Source organism: Streptomyces dryopteridis, from assembly GCF_049606955.1.
In the GTDB taxonomy this organism is placed as follows: Bacteria; Actinomycetota; Actinomycetes; order Streptomycetales; family Streptomycetaceae; genus Streptomyces.
In genome coordinates, this window is sequence record NZ_CP187113.1 from 2269995 (window position 1) to 2286099 (window position 16105).

General features: G+C 74.1%; 16 protein-coding genes and 4 tRNA genes. 7 read left to right on the forward strand and 13 right to left on the reverse strand.

Features of this window, described 5'->3' with window-relative positions; genetic code table 11:
* Positions 1–69: 69 nt before the first annotated feature.
* A tRNA-Trp gene (locus tag ACN20G_RS09450) sits at positions 70–142 on the reverse strand.
* Between the two features lie 261 nt (positions 143–403).
* Here ACN20G_RS09450 and ACN20G_RS09455 point away from each other — a divergent pair.
* Together ACN20G_RS09455 and ACN20G_RS09460 are read left to right on the forward strand one after the other, a co-directional pair.
* Positions 404–1630 (forward strand): pyridoxal phosphate-dependent aminotransferase, encoded by a 1227-nt coding sequence (locus ACN20G_RS09455; RefSeq protein ID WP_424212291.1) that lies wholly within the window; start codon positions 404–406, stop codon positions 1628–1630.
* Positions 1631–1796: 166 nt separating this feature from the next.
* On the forward strand, positions 1797–2870 hold the full coding sequence (locus tag ACN20G_RS09460; protein WP_424212292.1) for an adenosine deaminase: 1074 nt from the start codon (positions 1797–1799) through the stop codon (positions 2868–2870).
* On the opposite strand, the gene ACN20G_RS09465 is transcribed toward ACN20G_RS09460, so the two are convergent.
* The 7 genes from ACN20G_RS09465 to ACN20G_RS09495 all read right to left on the reverse strand — a co-directional run bounded on the left by ACN20G_RS09465 (position 2860) and on the right by ACN20G_RS09495 (position 5918).
* Positions 2860–3276 carry a hypothetical protein gene (locus tag ACN20G_RS09465; protein WP_424212293.1) on the reverse strand — a complete coding sequence of 139 codons (417 nt, stop codon included), beginning with the start codon at positions 3274–3276 and terminating at the stop codon, positions 2860–2862. The genes ACN20G_RS09460 and ACN20G_RS09465 overlap by 11 nt on opposite strands.
* A 4-nt stretch (positions 3277–3280) precedes the next feature.
* Positions 3281–4336, reverse strand: a complete 1056-nt coding sequence (locus tag ACN20G_RS09470; protein ID WP_424212294.1) for a UDP-N-acetylmuramate dehydrogenase — start codon at positions 4334–4336, stop codon at positions 3281–3283.
* 106 nt (positions 4337–4442) lie between these two features.
* On the reverse strand, positions 4443–4871 hold the full coding sequence (locus tag ACN20G_RS09475) for a MaoC family dehydratase (RefSeq protein ID WP_424212295.1): 429 nt from the start codon (positions 4869–4871) through the stop codon (positions 4443–4445).
* A 3-nt stretch (positions 4872–4874) separates the two neighbouring features.
* Entirely contained in the window at positions 4875–5327 is a 453-nt protein-coding gene (locus tag ACN20G_RS09480; protein WP_424212296.1) for an FAS1-like dehydratase domain-containing protein, read from the reverse strand.
* A gap of 144 nt (positions 5328–5471) precedes the next feature.
* The gene (gene rpmG / locus ACN20G_RS09485; RefSeq protein WP_424212297.1) at positions 5472–5636 is read right to left on the reverse strand and encodes a 50S ribosomal protein L33; all 165 of its coding nucleotides are present in this window, start codon (positions 5634–5636) and stop codon (positions 5472–5474) included.
* An 87-nt stretch (positions 5637–5723) separates the two neighbouring features.
* Positions 5724–5796, reverse strand: a tRNA-Met gene (locus ACN20G_RS09490).
* A gap of 49 nt (positions 5797–5845) precedes the next feature.
* Positions 5846–5918: transfer RNA gene (locus tag ACN20G_RS09495), tRNA-Thr, on the reverse strand.
* A 329-nt stretch (positions 5919–6247) separates the two neighbouring features.
* On the opposite strand from ACN20G_RS09495, the gene ACN20G_RS09500 reads away from it, so the two are divergent.
* From ACN20G_RS09500 to ACN20G_RS09510, 3 genes are all read left to right on the forward strand, one after another.
* Positions 6248–7585 (forward strand): amidohydrolase family protein, encoded by a 1338-nt coding sequence (locus ACN20G_RS09500; RefSeq protein ID WP_424212298.1) that lies wholly within the window; start codon positions 6248–6250, stop codon positions 7583–7585.
* A 68-nt stretch (positions 7586–7653) separates the two neighbouring features.
* Positions 7654–8310, forward strand: coding sequence for an SDR family oxidoreductase (locus ACN20G_RS09505; protein WP_424212299.1), 657 nt, complete (start codon positions 7654–7656; stop codon positions 8308–8310).
* 20 nt (positions 8311–8330) lie between these two features.
* Complete coding sequence (locus tag ACN20G_RS09510) at positions 8331–8942, forward strand: maleylpyruvate isomerase N-terminal domain-containing protein (protein ID WP_424212300.1); 612 nt, start codon at positions 8331–8333, stop codon at positions 8940–8942.
* Between the two features lie 65 nt (positions 8943–9007).
* Here the strand turns inward: ACN20G_RS09510 and ACN20G_RS09515 are convergent.
* Positions 9008–9089 (reverse strand) — tRNA-Tyr (locus ACN20G_RS09515).
* A gap of 200 nt (positions 9090–9289) precedes the next feature.
* On the opposite strand from ACN20G_RS09515, the gene ACN20G_RS09520 reads away from it, so the two are divergent.
* Both ACN20G_RS09520 and ACN20G_RS09525 read left to right on the forward strand, forming a co-directional pair.
* On the forward strand, positions 9290–9778 hold the full coding sequence (locus ACN20G_RS09520; RefSeq protein WP_424212301.1) for a YajQ family cyclic di-GMP-binding protein: 489 nt from the start codon (positions 9290–9292) through the stop codon (positions 9776–9778).
* 237 nt (positions 9779–10015) lie between these two features.
* Positions 10016–11419 (forward strand): SulP family inorganic anion transporter, encoded by a 1404-nt coding sequence (locus tag ACN20G_RS09525; RefSeq protein WP_424212302.1) that lies wholly within the window; start codon positions 10016–10018, stop codon positions 11417–11419.
* A 44-nt stretch (positions 11420–11463) separates the two neighbouring features.
* On the opposite strand, the gene ACN20G_RS09530 is transcribed toward ACN20G_RS09525, so the two are convergent.
* The 4 genes from ACN20G_RS09530 to ACN20G_RS09545 all read right to left on the reverse strand — a co-directional run bounded on the left by ACN20G_RS09530 (position 11464) and on the right by ACN20G_RS09545 (position 16083).
* The gene (locus ACN20G_RS09530) at positions 11464–11856 is read right to left on the reverse strand and encodes a YccF domain-containing protein (RefSeq protein WP_424212303.1); all 393 of its coding nucleotides are present in this window, start codon (positions 11854–11856) and stop codon (positions 11464–11466) included.
* Positions 11853–12719, reverse strand: a complete 867-nt coding sequence (htpX, locus tag ACN20G_RS09535; protein ID WP_424212304.1) for a zinc metalloprotease HtpX — start codon at positions 12717–12719, stop codon at positions 11853–11855. Before htpX ends, ACN20G_RS09530 begins: the two co-directional genes overlap by 4 nt.
* A 176-nt stretch (positions 12720–12895) precedes the next feature.
* Positions 12896–14512 carry an NADH-quinone oxidoreductase subunit N gene (locus tag ACN20G_RS09540; protein ID WP_424212305.1) on the reverse strand — a complete coding sequence of 539 codons (1617 nt, stop codon included), beginning with the start codon at positions 14510–14512 and terminating at the stop codon, positions 12896–12898.
* Positions 14509–16083, reverse strand: coding sequence for a complex I subunit 4 family protein (locus tag ACN20G_RS09545; protein ID WP_424212306.1), 1575 nt, complete (start codon positions 16081–16083; stop codon positions 14509–14511). Before ACN20G_RS09545 ends, ACN20G_RS09540 begins: the two co-directional genes overlap by 4 nt.
* Between the last annotated feature and the right edge of the window lie 22 nt (positions 16084–16105).

A 16105-nucleotide genomic window follows, 5' to 3' on the forward strand; every position in this document is an offset into this window, starting at 1 on the left:
GTTGAGTGAGCCGCACGGCGTTGCATCGAAGTACGTACCTGCGCACACATCCGGCGAAGGAGTGTGAAGCAGGGCCGGAGGGACTCGAACCCCCAACCCCTGGTTTTGGAGACCAGTGCTCTACCAATTGAGCTACGACCCTTTGCTGCGACCCCCAACTTACCTCACTTACTCACAGCACCGGGGTGCGTTGAGGCGTGGCGGTTGAGGTCCAACGAAAGAGGAGTGTACGTGCTCGCGGGCGCCACGTCGAACACGAAGATCCGCGCACTGCTCCGTACGGTGCACGTGGCGGGGTGTTCCGACCGCGTCCGGTGTGCTTTCGACCAGTCCCCGCCCGGGTCCCGTCCCGCTCGTCGGAACGGTGTGCGGGGCCGTGAGGCCGTCTGGGAGCATGGCCCCCATGACCTCTGCAACGCCTTCCTCCGAGCGGCGGGTCTCCGCCCGTATCGCCGCCATCTCCGAGTCCGCGACCCTCGCCGTCGACGCCAAGGCCAAGGCCCTCAAGGCCGCCGGGCGTCCCGTGATCGGTTTCGGCGCGGGCGAGCCCGACTTCCCGACCCCCGACTACATCGTCGAGGCGGCCGTCGAGGCCTGTCGCAACCCGAAGTTCCACCGCTACACGCCGGCCGGCGGTCTGCCCGAGCTCAAGCAGGCGATCGCCGCGAAGACGCTGCGCGACTCCGGGTACGAGATCGACGCCTCCCAGGTCCTGGTGACCAACGGCGGCAAGCAGGCGATCTACGAGGCGTTCGCGGCGATCCTCGACCCGGGCGACGAGGTCATCGTGCCCGCTCCGTACTGGACCACCTACCCCGAGTCGATCCGGCTCGCGGGCGGCGTGCCGGTGGAGGTCGTGGCCGACGAGACCACGAACTACCGGGTCTCGGTGGAGCAGCTGGAGGCGGCGCGCACCGAGCGCACCAAGGTCGTCCTCTTCGTGTCCCCCTCGAACCCGACCGGCGCCGTGTACAGCGAGGCCGACGCCGAGCGGATCGGCCGCTGGGCCGCCGAGCACGGCCTGTGGGTGCTGACGGACGAGATCTACGAGCACCTGGTCTACGGGGACGCGAAGTTCACCTCGCTGCCGGCGATCGTGCCCGAGCTGCGCGAGAAGTGCATCGTCGTCAACGGCGTCGCCAAGACCTACGCCATGACGGGCTGGCGGGTCGGGTGGGTCATCGGCCCGAAGGACGTGATCAAGGCCGCGACGAACCTGCAGTCGCACGCCACCTCGAACGTGTCCAACGTGGCCCAGATCGCGGCCCTGGCCGCCGTCTCCGGCAACCTGGACGCGGTGGCCGAGATGCGGACCGCCTTCGACCGGCGCCGCCAGACCATCGTGCGGATGCTCAACGAGATCGAGGGCGTCTTCTGCCCCACCCCCGAGGGCGCGTTCTACGCGTACCCCTCGGTGAAGGAGCTGCTCGGCAAGGAGATCCGCGGCAAGCGTCCGCAGACCTCCGTGGAGCTGGCCGCGCTGATCCTCGACGAGGTCGAGGTCGCGGTCGTGCCCGGCGAGGCGTTCGGCACCCCCGGCTACCTGCGGCTGTCCTACGCGCTCGGCGACGAGGACCTGGTGGAGGGCGTGTCCCGGATCCAGAAGCTGCTGGCCGAGGCCCAGGCGTAAGGACCGGCACACGCGTCCGGTCGTCCGACGGCGGCGGTCCCCCTTTCGGGTGGGGACCGCCGCCGTCGGCGTGTCGGGGGTGCGCCGTACCGCTAAACGCGTTCGGTCACGTCCCGTTCAGGGAATCGGGCTCCCGGAGCGGGCCGGGATGCGGCAGTATCGGCAAATGGAGCACGTACGAGACCTCACGCTTCTGCCCAAAGCCCACCTGCACCTGCACTTCACCGGTTCGATGCGGCCGGCCACGCTGCTGGAGCTCGCCGACAAGTACGGGGTGCGGCTGCCCGACGCGTTGACGGGCGGGGAACCGCCGAGCCTGCGGGCCACCGACGAACGGGGCTGGTTCCGCTTCCAGCGCCTCTACGACGCCGCCCGGTCCTGTCTGCGCGAGCCGGACGACATCCGGCGGCTGGTGCGGGAGGCCGCCGAGGAGGACGTGCGGGACGGTTCGGGCTGGCTGGAGATCCAGGTGGACCCGACCTCGTACGCCCCGCACCTGGGCGGGTTGATCCCGGCGGTGGAGGTGATCCTCGACGCGGTGGACGCGGCCTCGCGGGAGACCGGGCTCGGGATGCGGGTGGTGATCGCGGCGAACCGGATGCGGCACCCCCTGGACGCGCGGACGCTGGCCCGGCTGGCGGTGCGGTACGCGGACCGGGGCATCGTCGGGTTCGGGCTCTCCAACGACGAGCGGCGCGGGATGGCCCGTGACTTCGACCGGGCCTTCGCGATCGCGCGGGAGGGCGGGCTGCTGGCCGCCCCGCACGGCGGGGAGCTGACCGGGCCCTCCTCGGTGCGGGACTGCCTGGACGATCTGCACGCGGCCCGGATCGGGCACGGGGTGCGGGCGGCGGAGGACCCGCGGCTGCTGAAGCGGCTCGCCGACCGGCAGGTGACCTGCGAGGTGTGTCCGGCCTCGAACGTGGCGCTGGGGGTCTACGAGAAGCCCGAGGACGTGCCGCTGCGGACCCTGTTCGAGGCGGGGGTGCCGATGGCGCTCGGCGCGGACGACCCGCTGCTGTTCGGCTCGCGGCTGGCCGCCCAGTACGGGATCGCGCGCGAGCACCACGCCTTCACGGACGCGGAGCTGGCGGAGCTGGCGCGGCAGTCGGTACGGGGCTCGGCGGCGCCGGTGGAGGTGCGGGAGCGCCTGTTGGCCGGGGTGGACGCGTGGCTGGCGGCGGCGCCCGGCGAGGCGGCGCCGGGGCCGCGGGTGCCGGTGGGCTCGGTCAGCGGGTGAGGCGGAGGTCGCCCTGCCAGCAGTCGGCGCGGACCCGCTGACCGCCGGGGAAGTCGATCTCCAGCAGGACCCGCCCGGTGCGGGGGTCGGCGAGTTCGCGGACCCCGGTGACGGTCTGCCCGATGTGCCGGCGGAAGGGATGGTCGCCGAGGTCCTCGCCGACCTCCACCCGACCCCACTCCCCCATGTCGTAGGGGGTGTCGGGGTCGGCGGTCTCGACGATCAGGCAGTGGTCGGAGCCGGTGGTGACGCGGGTGGACTCGCCGGCGCTGTCGAGCAGCCAGACGTCGAGCGGGGACTCGGAGCGGGCGCCGTCGCTGACGTGCCAGGAGGCGACGACGGCGCGCAGGATCCGACCCACGAGGCGGGTCGGGTCGCAGCCGCCCCCGTGCAGGGGACAGATCACGCCGTCAGATCCGGACGCCGACCGTCACCGGCTCGTTGACGAGGGTCACGCCGAACGCGGCGTGCACGCCGGCGACGACCTCGCGGGCCAGGGCCAGCAGGTCCTCGGTGGTGGCCGTGCCCCGGTTGGTGAGGGCGAGGGTGTGCTTGGTGGAGATGCGGGCCGGTCCGGTGCCGTGGCCCTTGGGGAAGCCGGCCTTGTCGATGAGCCAGGCGGCGCTGGTCTTCACGTGGCCGACGCCGGCCGGGTAGGCGGGCGGGGCGGTGTCGGGGCCGAGGCGGTCGCGGACGCGGTCGAGGAAGGCGGCGTGCTCGGCGTCGGTGAGGATCGGGTTGGTGAAGAAGGAGCCGGCGGACCAGGTGTCGTGGTCGGCGGGGTCCAGGACCATGCCCTTGCCGGCGCGCAGGGCGAGGACGGTCTCGCGGGCGCGGGCGGCGGGCACCCGGTCGCCGGCCTCGACGCCGAGGGCGCGGGCGGTCTCGGGGTACTTCAGGGGGGCGGAGAGGCCGCCGGCGTCCTCCAGCTCGAAGCGGACGCGCAGCACGACGTAGCGGTCGGGGCGGTCCTTGAAGAGGCTGTGCCGGTAGGCGAAGGCGCACTCGGCGTTGGTGAGGGTGACGAGCTCGTCGCGTTCGCGGTCGAAGGCGTCGACCTCGGTGATGGTGGCCGAGACGTCCTGGCCGTAGGCGCCGACGTTCTGGATGGGGGTGGCGCCGGCGGAGCCGGGGATGCCGGCGAGGCATTCGACGCCGGCCAGTCCGGCCTCGACGGTGCGGGCGACGGCCTCGCTCCAGTTCTCGCCGGCGGCGAGTTCGAGGCGGGTGCCGTCGAGGTGGAAGCCGGTGGTGGCGATGTGCAGGGCGGTGCCCTCGAAGCCGGCGTCGCCGATGACCAGGTTGCTGCCGCCGCCGATGATCAGCAGCGGGGTGCCGGCGGCGTCGGCGGCGCGGACGGCCTCGATCACCTCGGCGTCGGTGGTCGCGGTCACCAGTCGGGTGGCCGGGCCGCCGAGGCGGAAGGTGGTGAGGGGGGCGAGGGGGGCGTCGTGGAGTTCCTGCACGGGGACAAGGGTACGTGCGGCGGCGCCGGGGCCGGTCCGGTCGGGGCGGGACGCGCGGAGGGCGCCCGCCGCGGTCCCGGCGGGCGCCCTCGGGCCGGTCGCGGGCTCAGGCCAGGCGGACGACGGCGCGGGACATGCCCAGCACCTTCTGGCCGGCGCTGGTGGCGACGAGGTCCACGCGGACCAGGTTGTCGTCGAGCTTGACGGCGACCTTGCCGGAGACCTCGACGAGGGCGCCGGTGTCGTCGTTCGGGACCACGACGGGCTTGGTGAAGCGGACCCCGTAGTCGACGACGGCGCCGGGGTCGCCGAGCCAGTCGGTGACGACGCGGATCGCCTCGGCCATGGTGAACATGCCGTGGGCGATGACGTCCGGGAGGCCGACCTCCTTGGCGAAGCGCTCGTTCCAGTGGATCGGGTTGAAGTCCCCGGAGGCGCCGGCGTAGCGGACGAGGTCGGCGCGGGTGACGGGGAAGGAACGGGCGGGCAGCTCGGTGCCGACCTCGACGTCGTTCCAGGCGATCTGTGCGGCCATCGGTCAGCCCTCCTCGGCGGCGCGGGAGACGAGCTTGGTCCAGGCGGTCACCACGTGCTCGCCGGTCTCGTCGTGGACCTCGCCGCGGATGTCGATGATGTCGTTGCCCGCGAGGGACTTCACGGCCTCGATGGTGGAGGTCACCGAGAGGCGGTCGCCGGCCCGGACGGGGCGGCGGTAGGAGAACTTCTGGTCGCCGTGGACGACGCGGCTGTAGTCGAGCCCGAGCTGCGGGTCCTCGACGACCTGGCCGGCGGCCTTGAAGGTGATGGCGAACACGAAGGTGGGGGGCGCGATCACGTCGGGGTGGCCGAGGGCCTTGGCGGCCTCGGGGTCGGTGTACGCGGGGTGGGGGTCGCCCACGGCCTCGGCGAATTCGCGGATCTTCTCGCGCCCGACCTCGTAGGCGGGGGTGGGCGGGTAGGTCCGCCCGACGAAGGACTGGTCGAGGGCCATGGGCTTGCCTCCAACGAAAAGGGGGTGACGGTGATCACACGCGCCCGGAATTCACCCGCGGAGCGCGCAAAACAACACGAGGCCGCCCCCGTGAACGGGGACGACCTCGTGTCAATTGGCCTGTGTGCCGTGAGGCCCCTGGTGTTAGCGGGTCTCGCGGTGCGCCGTGTGAGAGTGGCAGCGCGGGCAGTGCTTCTTCAGCTCAAGACGGTCCGGGTTGTTGCGCCGGTTCTTCTTGGTGATGTAGTTCCGCTCCTTGCACTCCACGCAGGCCAGCGTGATCTTCGGGCGGACGTCGGTGGCAGCCACGTGAGTGCTCCTTGACGGACGGGTAGACGGATGAACGCACAAATAGTAGCCGACCGGGAGACCGACCCCACAATCGGCTACTGTGTGTAGCGGCGACCGGACTTGAACCGGTGACACAGCGATTATGAGCCGCTTGCTCTACCGACTGAGCTACGCCGCTTTGATGACCTCTGCTCCCCACCTTGCGAGTGGTTCGCTTCGTTCACCAGAGCCCCAATGCGGAATCGAACCGCAGACCTTCTCCTTACCATGGAGACGCTCTACCGACTGAGCTATTGGGGCCAGCGGTGAAGACATTACACGCTCCCCGACCGATCGCCCAAATCCTTTGGCCGCCCCCCTGCCGGCCCTGTGTTCACAAGGATTCGACGCCCCTCGCGGGCGGTTCGCGAGGGGCGCGCGGGAGGGATTCGCGCCCGTGGGCGGGGTGTGACGCCGGGCACTCGACAGGGCCGCCGGGGCGGGCCCCGGTACGACTATTGCGACCCCGCCCACCGGCTCCGCGTCCGGCGCGCCGGGTCGCCCTAGGCTCTGGCTCCGTTGCGTGATCTTGTCGCCGCGCGCCCGTCGAGCGACCGGCGGCACACCGTACGAGCCACCGCAGGAGCGCGATGTCCGACAGCCCGCCGCAACAGCCCCCCTGGCCCCGGGACGGGGGCCCCGAGCGGCGCCCCGCGCGCGGCGGGCCGGGGGCCGGGGAGCCGGGACCGGTGGGCATCGGGCGCGGTCCGCTGCCCGCGCCGGAGGTCACGCCGACCCTGCTGCTCACGGGGGCGCGGCTGACCGACGGGCGGACGGTCGACGTGCGGCTCGGCGACGGGCGGATCCAGGCCGTGGGCACGGCGGGCAGCCTCGCCGCTCCGTCCCCGAACCGCGTGGACCTCTCCGGGCACCTGCTGCTGCCCGCGCCGGCCGAGCCCCACGCGCACGGGGACAGCGCGCTCACGGCGGACGTGGACGGGCCGGTGGACGACGCGCCGGCCGAGGTGCAGCGGCGGGCCACGGAGGCGGCGCTGTTGCAGCTCGGGCACGGGGCGACGGCGGTCCGCTGTCACGTGCGGATCGGGGACGTGCGGGGGCTGGCGCCGTTGGCGGCCGTGCTGCGGGCCCGGCGCTCGCTGCGCGGGCTGACGGACCTGGCGGCGGTGGCCATGCCGCGGCTGCTGACCGGGCGGGCCGGGGCGGACGGGGCGGCGATGCTGCGGGACGCGATCGCGATGGGCGCGTCGGTGATCGGCGGCTGCCCGGACCTGGACCCGGACCCGAGCGGGTACGTGGAGACGGTGCTGGCGCTGGCGGCGGACCACGGGGTGCCGGTGGACCTGCACACGGACGGGGACGATCCGGTGCGGCTGGGCCGGCTGGCCGCGATGGCGGGCGGGCTGGGCACGGGGGTGGTGATCGGGCCGTGCGGGGGGCTGTCGCGGCTGCCGCTGGACGTGGCGGGCCGGGTGGTGGAGCGACTCGCGGGGGCCGGGGTGAGCGTGGTCTGCCTGCCGCAGGGGGACTGCGCGGCCCTGGAGCGGCGGGGGCTGCGGACCGCGCCGGTGCGGCTGCTGCGGGCGGCCGGGGTGCGGGTGGCGGCGGGCAGCGGGGCGTTGCGGGACGCGGCGAACCCGGTCGGGCGGGGCGATCCGCTGGAGGCGGCGTACCTGCTGGCCTCGCAGGGCGGGGTGCGGCCGGCGGAGGCGTACGAGGCGGTCAGCTCGGCCGCGCGGGAGGCCCTGGGGTTGCCGGAGGTGCGGGTGGAGGCGGGGTTCCCGGCGGAGTTGTTGGCGGTGCGCGGGGAGCGGATCGCGGGGGTGTTGTCGTTGGCGTACAGCCGGATCGTGGTGCACCGGGGGCGGGTGGTGGCGCGGACGAGCGCGGTGCGGGAGTACTGCGATTCGGCGGTGGCGGTGGCCCTGGAACTGCCGCGTCAGGGGCGGGCGGAGCCGCCGGGGCCATGAGGGCGGCGGCGGGCGGGCCCGGGGTGTCGTCGCGGGCGGGCGCGGGCGGTTCGGCGTACCGTCGGGACATGCGCATGGTCATCGCGGGTGGACACGGGCAGATCGCGTTGCGGTTGGAGCGGCTGATGGCCGCGCGGGGGCACGAGGTCGTGGGCCTGGTCCGCGATCCGGCCCACGGGCCGGATCTGGAGGCGCACGGGGCCGAACCGGTCCTGTGCGACCTGGAGTCGGAGTCGTTGGAGCGGGTCGCGGAGGTGTTCGCGGGCGCGGACGTGGTGGTGTTCGCGGCCGGGGCGGGGCCGAACAGCGGGGTGGAGCGCAAGGACACCGTGGACCGGGGCGCGGCGGTGCTGTGCGCGGACGCGGCGGAACTGGCGCGGGTGGGGCGGTTCCTGATGGTCTCGTCGATGGGCGCGGACCCGGACCGGGACGGGGACGAGGTCTTCGACCACTACCTGCGGGCCAAGGGCGAGGCGGACGCGCACCTGCGGACGCGGTTGGGCCTGGGGTGGACGGTGCTGCGGCCGGGCGCGCTGACGGACGAGGCGGGCACGGGGCTGGTGCGGTTGGCGGCGTCGACGGGGCGGGGCTCGGTGTCCCGGGACGACGTGGCGCTGGTGTTGGCGGAGCTGGCGGAGACGCCGGCGACGGCGGGGCTGACCTTGGAGCTGGTGGCCGGGTCGGTGCCGGCGGAGGTGGCGGTGAAGGACGTGGCGGGCAACTGACGCCGGAGGGGGCAGGTGCGGTGGGGACCTCGGGGAGCGCGGGAGCGGTCGGCGCGAAGGCGGTGGAGCGGGCGGCGGCGGTGACCGTCGCCCTGCTCGGCGGGTGTGTGGAGCGGGACTGGGGGGCGCCGGCCGGGGGCCTGGAGTGGAGCTGCCGGGAGACGGTGGTGCACGTGGCGCACGATCTGACGGCGTACGCGGCGCAGTTGGCGGGGCGGGTGCGGGGGCCGGGGTACCTGCCCTTGGACCTGACGGTGCCGGAGTCGGCGGGTCGGGGCGAGGTGGTGGAGGTGTTGTCGGCGAGCGCGGCGCTGTTGGCGACGGTGGTGCGGGCGGCGCCGGCGGGGGCGCGGGGCTGGCACTGGGGTGCGTGCGACGCGTCGGGGTTCGCGGCGATGGGGGTGGCGGAGCTGACGCTGCACACCTGGGACGTGGCGCGCGGGCTGGGCGTGGCGTGGGAGCCGCCGGTGGAGGCGGCGGAGGCGGTGTTGGGGCGATTGTTCCCGCCGGCGGTGCTGCCGGATCCGCCGCGCGCGTCCCCGTCGGACCTGCTGTTGTGGGCGACGGGCCGCACGGTCCTGCCGGACCGCCCGCGTCGCACGGACTGGGTGTGGCGGGCGGCGCTGGAGTGAGCGGTGTGGGGTGGGCGGAGACAACACCAGAGGCCCCCCGCTGCTGCGGGGGGCCTCTGTGAGTGTGGCGACGCCAGGATTCGAACCTGGGTAGGCTAAGCCGACGGATTTACAGTCCGCTCCCATTGGCCGCTCGGGCACATCGCCATGGGGTCGTCGGTTCGTCTCGCTTTCGCGGTGCTCCCCGGCAACGAGGTAAACCATACCCGATGCTCAGGGGTGGTTCGCCACTTGATTGAGCGGCGGCGATCCCGGGCGTGGTGGCTACGCTGTGTGGGACGGGTCGGGGATGGCCGGTCCGCGTCCCGGTCCGGGGCGACGCAGCCGATTTCAAGGAGCCACAGCACATGGCCGACTCCAGTTTCGACATCGTCTCGAAGGTCGAGCGGCAGGAGGTCGACAACGCCCTCAACCAGGCCGCGAAGGAGCTGTCGCAGCGGTACGACTTCAAGGGCACCGGGGCGTCGATCGCCTGGTCGGGCGAGAAGATCCTCATGGAGGCCAACTCCGAGGAGCGCGTGAAGGCCGTTCTCGACGTGTTCGAGACGAAGCTGGTCAAGCGGCAGATCTCGCTGAAGGCGCTGGACGCCGGCGAGCCGCAGCTGTCCGGCAAGGAGTACAAGATCTTCGCGTCGATCGAGGAGGGCATCTCCCAGGAGAACGCGAAGAAGGTCGCCAAGATCATCCGCGACGAGGGCCCGAAGGGCGTCAAGGCGCAGGTGCAGGGCGACGAGCTGCGCGTCAGCTCCAAGAGCCGTGACGACCTCCAGGCCGTCCAGCAGCTCCTCAAGGGCAAGGACCTGGACTTCGCGATCCAGTTCGTGAACTACCGGTAGTTCCGGCGCGGGCCCCTCGTCGGGTCCGGTCGGGTTTCGGCCCCGTCGTGCGGTGATCCCGGCACGGCGGGGCCGCGGTGTTCCCGGGGGCGGGCGCGCGGCGGTGTGCGGGGCGCTTGGGGGCGTGCGTGCGGCGCGTGCTCCGAGGTGTGCCTCGTGTGATCACTGTCGACGCCCCCCGGGCCGGACTCAAAGTGGACGGGAGAGCGTCACTCATCGTGAGCAGGGGGGCGGGTCATGCCGGGGCTCGGGGCGGTGCGGGGCGACCTCGGGGCGTCCGTCGTGGTGGCGTTGACGGCGCTGCCCCTGTGCGTGGGGATCGCCGTGGCCTCCGGGGTGCCGGTGGGGGCGGGGATCGTGACGGGGGTGGTCGGCGGGCTGGTGGTCGGGGTGCTCGGGGGCGGGGCGGCGCACGTGAGCGGGCCGGCGGTCGGGTTGGCCGCGGTCGTGTACGGGGCGGTGCGGGAGTTCGGGTTGCCGGCCCTGGGGGTGCTCGTGTTCGCGGCCGGGGTGGTGCAGGTGGCGTTGGGCCTGCTGCGGTGCGGGCGGTGGTTCGGGGCGGTCTCGGCGGCGGTGACGCGGGGGATGCTCGTCGGGGTGGGGGCGGTGTTGCTGCTGGGGTGGTCGTACGCGGTGGGGGGCGCGGTGGACCGGTGGGCGGTGGCCCTGGGGGTGGGGACGGTGGGGGTGTCGGTGCTGTGGGGGTGGGCGCCGGGGCGGTGGCGGGTGGTGCCGGGGCCCTTGGTGGGGGTGGGGGCGGCGACGCTCGTGGCGTGGGCGTGGTCGATACCGGTGGCGCGGGTGCGGGTGGAGGGGGTGTGGGAGGCGTTCGGGGTACCGGACGGGTCGGCGTTCGGGGTGCTGGGGTCGGCGTCCGCGTGGGGGACGGTGGTGGCGCTGGCGTTGATCGCGTCGGCGGGGAGCCTGTGCGCGGTGGCGGCGGTGGACCGGGCGGGGACGGATCCGGACCGGGAGCTGGTGGCCCAGGGGGTCGGGAACGCGGTGTGCGGGGCCCTGGGGGTGTTGCCGTTGGCGGCGGTGCTCGTGCGGAGCGCCGCGAACGTGGCGGCGGGGGCGCGGACGCGGGCGGCCCGGGTGCTCCAGGGGGTGTGGCTGGGGCTGTTCGCGGTGGTGGCGCCGCAGGTGGTGGGCGCGGTGCCGGTGGCGGCGGTGGCGGGGGTGTTGGCGCACGCGGTGTGGCGGGTGGTGCCGGTGCGGGCGGCGCCGGGGTGGTGGCGGGGGCGGCGGGGGGAGCTGGTGGTGTCGGGGGTGACGGCGGTGGCGGTGGTCGCGGGCGGGTTGGGGCGGGGGCTGGTGGCGGGGCTGGCCGTGGCGGGGGCGCGGGCGGTGTGGGAGGGCGCGCGGGTGCGGCTGGAGCCGGTGGGCGGGATCGGGGGGCCGGAGGGGGTGTTGTGGGTGCGGGTGGTGGGCAACGCGCGCTTCGTGCGGGTGCCGCGGCTGCTGGAGCGGCTGGACGAGCTGCCGGCGGACCGGGTGGTGCGGCTGGACCTGGGGGGCCTGCGCTGCCTCGACCACGGGTGCCTGGCCTCGCTGGACGCGTGGGAGCGGCGACGGGCGGCCCGCACCCCGCCGCCGGGCGGTCGCCCGACGGACGGCTGCGGGGAGCGGACCGCCGGCTGAGGCGCGGCGGCGTGGAGCGGGTGCGGGGTGGGCCGCCGGGCGGGTCAGCGGGTGGCGAAGGGGGCGTTCGTGGGGACGATCTCCTTGCCCAGGGGGAGGAGGGAGAGGGGGACCATCTTGAAATTCGCGATGCCGAACGGGATGCCGATGATCGTCAGGCACAGGGCGATGCCGGTGGCGATGTGGCCCAGGGCCAGCCACCAGCCGGCGAGGACGAACCACAGGACGTTGCCCACGCAGGAGCCGGCGCCCGCGTCGCGCCGGTCCACGGTGGTGTACCCGAAGGGCCACAGGGCGTAGACGGCGATGCGGAACGCGGCGATCCCGAAGGGGATGCCGATGATCGTGACGCACAGCAGCAGACCGGCGAGGCAGTACCCGAGGAACAGCCAGATCCCGCTGAGCACGAGCCAGATGACGTTGAGGATGGTCTTCACTGCCGGTGTCCTGCCATGTGTTCGAGCCGGGCGATGCGCTCGGCCATCGGGGGGTGGGTGGAGAAGAGCTTCGCCATGCCCTCGCCGGGGCGGAAGGGGTTGGCGATCATCATGTGGCTCGCGGCCTCGATGCGGGGCTCGGGGGGCAGCGGGAGGCTGCGGGTGCCGGCGTCCAGTTTGCGCAGGGCGTCGGCGAGGGCGAGGGGGTCGCCGGTGAGCTGGGCTCCGGAGGCGTCGGCCTCGTACTCGCGGGAGCGGCTGACGGCGAGCTTGATGATGCTCGCCGCGACCGGGCCCAGCAGCATGATCAGCAGCATGCCGAGGACCCCGGGGCCGCCCTGGTTGCCGTTGGAGCGCTGGCCGGGGATCAGCCAGGCGAACTGCACGAGGAACATGACCACCGAGGCCAGGGCGCCGGCGACCGAGGAGATGAGGATGTCGCGGTTGTAGACGTGGCTCAGCTCGTGGCCGATGACCCCGCGCAGTTCGCGTTCGTCGAGGATCCGCAGGATGCCCTCGGTGCAGCAGACGGCCGCGTTGCGGGGGTTGCGGCCGGTGGCGAACGCGTTGGGGGCGTCGGTCGGCGAGATGTAGAGCCGGGGCATGGGTTGGCGGGCGGCCGTGGACAGCTCGCGGACCATCCGGTACAGCTCCGGGGCCTCGAATTCGCTGACCGGGCGGGCGCGCATGGCGCGCAGGGCCAGCTTGTCGCTGTTCCAGTACGCGTAGGCGTTGGTGCCGACCGCGACGAGGACGGCGATGACCAGGCCGCGCGATCCGAAGGCGCCGCCGATGACGAGGATGAGTGCGGACAGTCCGCCGAGGAGCGCGGCGGTCTTCAGCCCGTTGTGTCGGCCGTGCACGGTACGCCCTCCTGATGGTGCGGGTGGGAGACCGGTGAAAGGTCCTGTGGTCCAGTGGACCCTCCCTTTCCGGTCAACGCGAGGCGGGCGGCTCCGGTTCCCGGGCCCGGGACGCGTCGACGCCCCCGACCTGGGCGGGCGGGGGCGTCGGGGGCCAGTGGGGCGCGGGGTGCGGCTCAGGGGGCCAGATGGGTGTCGAGCAGCCGCAGGACCAGTTGGGGGGCGGCCGAGAGGACCAGGGCCGTGCCCGTGGTGACGGCCAGGGCCAGCGCGGTGGGCCACGGGGTGCGCGGGGAGGGCGCGGGCGCGGCGGCCGGGGTCGCGGCCGGGGCGGGTTCCGCAACGGTGTCCGGGCTCGGGTCCGGGGCGGTGTCCGGGGTTCGGGTGAAGAGGAGGGCCGTCCAGCGCAGGTAGTAGTACAGGCCCACGACCACGTTCACGGCGAGCAGCACCGCGAGCCAGCCCAGGCCCGCGTCCACCGCCGTCCGCACCACCGCGACCTTCGCGAACAGGCCGATCACGCCCGGCGGCAGTCCGGCCAGACAGAGCAGGAAGAAGGCCAGGGCCAGGGCCGGGACCGGGCGGCGGTGGTAGAGGCCGCGCAGGTCGGCGAGGCGCCCGCCGGGGCGGTCGGCGGCGGTGAGGGTGAGCACGGCGAAGGCGCCGAGGTTCACGGCCGCGTACATCAGGGCGTAGGCCAGGGTGGCGCCGATCGCGTCCCGGTCGCCGTAGGCCGCCGCCGCGATCGGGACCAGCAGGAACCCGGCCTGCGCCACCGAGGACCAGGCCAGCAGCCGTACCGCGCTGTGGGCCCGGTCGGGGTCCTGGCGGACGGCCGCCGCGTTGCCGAGGGTGGTGGTCAGGGCGGCGAGGACGGCCAGCACCGGGCCCCACACGTCGGCGCGGCCCGGGAAGGCGTGCACGGTGACGAGGATCAGGCCGGTCAGGCCCACGGCCTTGCCGACCACCGACAGGTAGCCGGCCACCGGCAGCGGCGCCCCGACGTAGGTGTCGGGGACCCAGAAGTGGAAGGGCACGGCGGCCGTCTTGAACGCGAACCCGACCAGGGTCAGGCCCACGCCGACGGAGGCGAGGGTCTCCAGGCCGGCCGGGACGGCGTCCAGGCCGTCGGCGACCCGGTCCAGGTGCACGGCACCGGTCGTCGCGTACACGAAGGACACCCCGAGGAGGGTGACGGCGGTGGCGGTGACGGAGGTGAGGAAGAACTTCAGGGCCGCCTCGGCCGACAGCCGGCTGCCCCGGCGCAGGCCCACGAGGGCGAACGCGGGCAGCGAGGCCACCTCCAGGGCCACGATCAGCGTGATCAGGTCACGGGCCGCCGGCATCAGGGCCGCGCCGGCCGTCGCCGACAGCAGCAGGAACCAGTACTCGCCGGCCGGCAGCCGCCGCTCGCGGACCGTCGCGATCGACAGCAGGGCCGTGACCAGGGCCGCGCCCAGCACGAGGAGCTGCACGGCGAGGGTGAGGGAGTCCACCGCGTACGAGCAGGCGGGCGGCGCGCCCGGGCCGGTGCCGGTGCCGGGGCCGGTCAGGCAGAACGTGGCCCGGTCGCCGGCGCGCAGCGGCAGCAGCGCGAGCAGGGCCGCCGCCAGTCCGAGCACGCTCGCCACGCCGAGCAGCGGTTTGCGGCGGGCCGGCAGGAACAGGTCGGCGACCAGGACCACGAGGGCCAGGGCCGCCGGGAGCAGCGCCGGCGCGAGCGCGAGCCAGTCCACCGACTGGGTCAGGGAGCCGGGGTCGGCGGCGGCGAGGGCGTGGGCCGGGGCCGTCATGCGGTGCCTCCCGCGAGGAGCTTCTGGACGGCCGGGTCGGTCAGGCCGAGGAGGATCGCGGGCCACAGGCCCGCCAGGACGGTGAGGGCGACCAGCGGGCCCCAGGCTGCGGCCTCGTGGCCGCGCAGGTCCGTGATCCCGGTGGCGGGCGGGGCCGGGGCCCGTTCCGGGTCGCCCATGCAGATCCGGCGGACCGTGATCAGCAGGTACGCGGCCGTCAGCAGGGTGCCGAGGCCGCCGAGCACCAGGTAGGTGCGGAACGCGGCCACGGGCAGGCCGGCGGCCGGGCTCCAGGACCCGAACAGGGTCAGCATCTCGCCCCAGAACCCGGCCAGGCCGGGCAGGCCGAGGGAGGCGACGGCGGCGAACGCGAGCAGCCCGCCCAGGCGCGGGGCCCGGCCGTAGAGGGCGCCGCCGACCGCCCCGGAGAGGGTGTCGAGGTCGGTGCTGCCGTAGCGCTCCTTGAGGGCGCCGACCAGGAAGAACAGCAGGCCGGTGATCAGGCCGTGGGCGATGTTCGCGAACAGGGCGCCGTTGATCCCGGTGGGGGTGAGGGTGGCGATGCCGAGCAGGGTGAAGCCCATGTGCCCGACGGAGGAGTACGCGATCAGCCGCTTCAGGTCGGCGCCGGTGCCCCGCCGGGTCAGGGCCAGACAGGCCAGTGAACCGTAGACGATGCCGATCGCGCCCAGGGCGCCCAGGTACGGGGCGAGGACGCGCAGCCCGTCGGGGGTGATCGGGACCAGGATGCGCACCATGCCGTAGGTGCCCATCTTCAGCATGACCCCCGCCAGCAGCACCGAGCCGACGGTGGGCGCGGCGGTGTGGGCGGCCGGCAGCCAGCTGTGCAGCGGCCACATGGGGGTCTTCACGGCCAGGCCGACACCGATGGCGAGGGCGGCCAGGAGCTGGGTGCCCGCGGGCAGGCCGGGGCCGGTACGGGCGAGTTCGACCATGTCGAAGGTGCCGGCGTGCAGCCCGATCAGGAGCAGGCCCAGCAGCATGACCACGGAGCCGAGCAGGGTGTAGAGGACGAACTTCCACGCGGCGGCGCGGCGGCCGGCCCCGCCCCAGCGGGCGATGAGGAAGTACATCGGGATTAGGACCGTCTCGAAGGCCAGGAAGAACAGCAGCAGGTCGAGGACGGAGAAGGTGGCCAGGGTGCCCAGCTCCAGCAGGAGCAGCAGCGCCACGAATGCCTTCGGGGCGGGGCCCGTCGGCGGCCTGAAGTAGGAGTACAGGGCGCAGAGGAAGAACAGCAGGGCGGTCAGGACCAGCAGCGGGAGGGAGATCCCGTCCACGCCGAGGTGGATCCGCACGCCGAGGGCGGGGATCCAGGGCAGGTCGGTGACGGCCTGGAAGCGGTCGGCGGCGCCCCGGTCGAAACCGGCGGCCAGGGCGAGCGCGGCCAGCAGCACGGCGCCGGTCACGGTCACCCCGTGCCGGAGCACCGCCTGGTCGGGGCCGGCGCCCTTGAGGCCGGGCGGGGCGGGCAGCAGGGCGGCCAGGGCCCCGAGGGCGGGGGCGAGCACGACGAAGACCAGGAGGAGCTGCGTCACGGTCGGGTTCATGTCGATCACGGCAGGCTCAGGC

Coding starts and splice junctions, on each gene's coding strand:
- ACN20G_RS09545 (WP_424212306.1), bottom strand. CDS start 16,083: ATGAACCCGACCGTGACGCAGCTCCTCCTGGTCTTCGTCGTGCTCGCC.
- ACN20G_RS09460 (WP_424212292.1), top strand. CDS start 1,797: ATGGAGCACGTACGAGACCTCACGCTTCTGCCCAAAGCCCACCTGCAC.
- ACN20G_RS09540 (WP_424212305.1), bottom strand. CDS start 14,512: ATGACGGCCCCGGCCCACGCCCTCGCCGCCGCCGACCCCGGCTCCCTG.
- ACN20G_RS09505 (WP_424212299.1), top strand. CDS start 7,654: ATGCGCATGGTCATCGCGGGTGGACACGGGCAGATCGCGTTGCGGTTG.
- ACN20G_RS09480 (WP_424212296.1), bottom strand. CDS start 5,327: ATGGCCCTCGACCAGTCCTTCGTCGGGCGGACCTACCCGCCCACCCCC.
- ACN20G_RS09475 (WP_424212295.1), bottom strand. CDS start 4,871: ATGGCCGCACAGATCGCCTGGAACGACGTCGAGGTCGGCACCGAGCTG.
- ACN20G_RS09455 (WP_424212291.1), top strand. CDS start 404: ATGACCTCTGCAACGCCTTCCTCCGAGCGGCGGGTCTCCGCCCGTATC.
- ACN20G_RS09525 (WP_424212302.1), top strand. CDS start 10,016: ATGCCGGGGCTCGGGGCGGTGCGGGGCGACCTCGGGGCGTCCGTCGTG.
- ACN20G_RS09520 (WP_424212301.1), top strand. CDS start 9,290: ATGGCCGACTCCAGTTTCGACATCGTCTCGAAGGTCGAGCGGCAGGAG.
- ACN20G_RS09500 (WP_424212298.1), top strand. CDS start 6,248: ATGTCCGACAGCCCGCCGCAACAGCCCCCCTGGCCCCGGGACGGGGGC.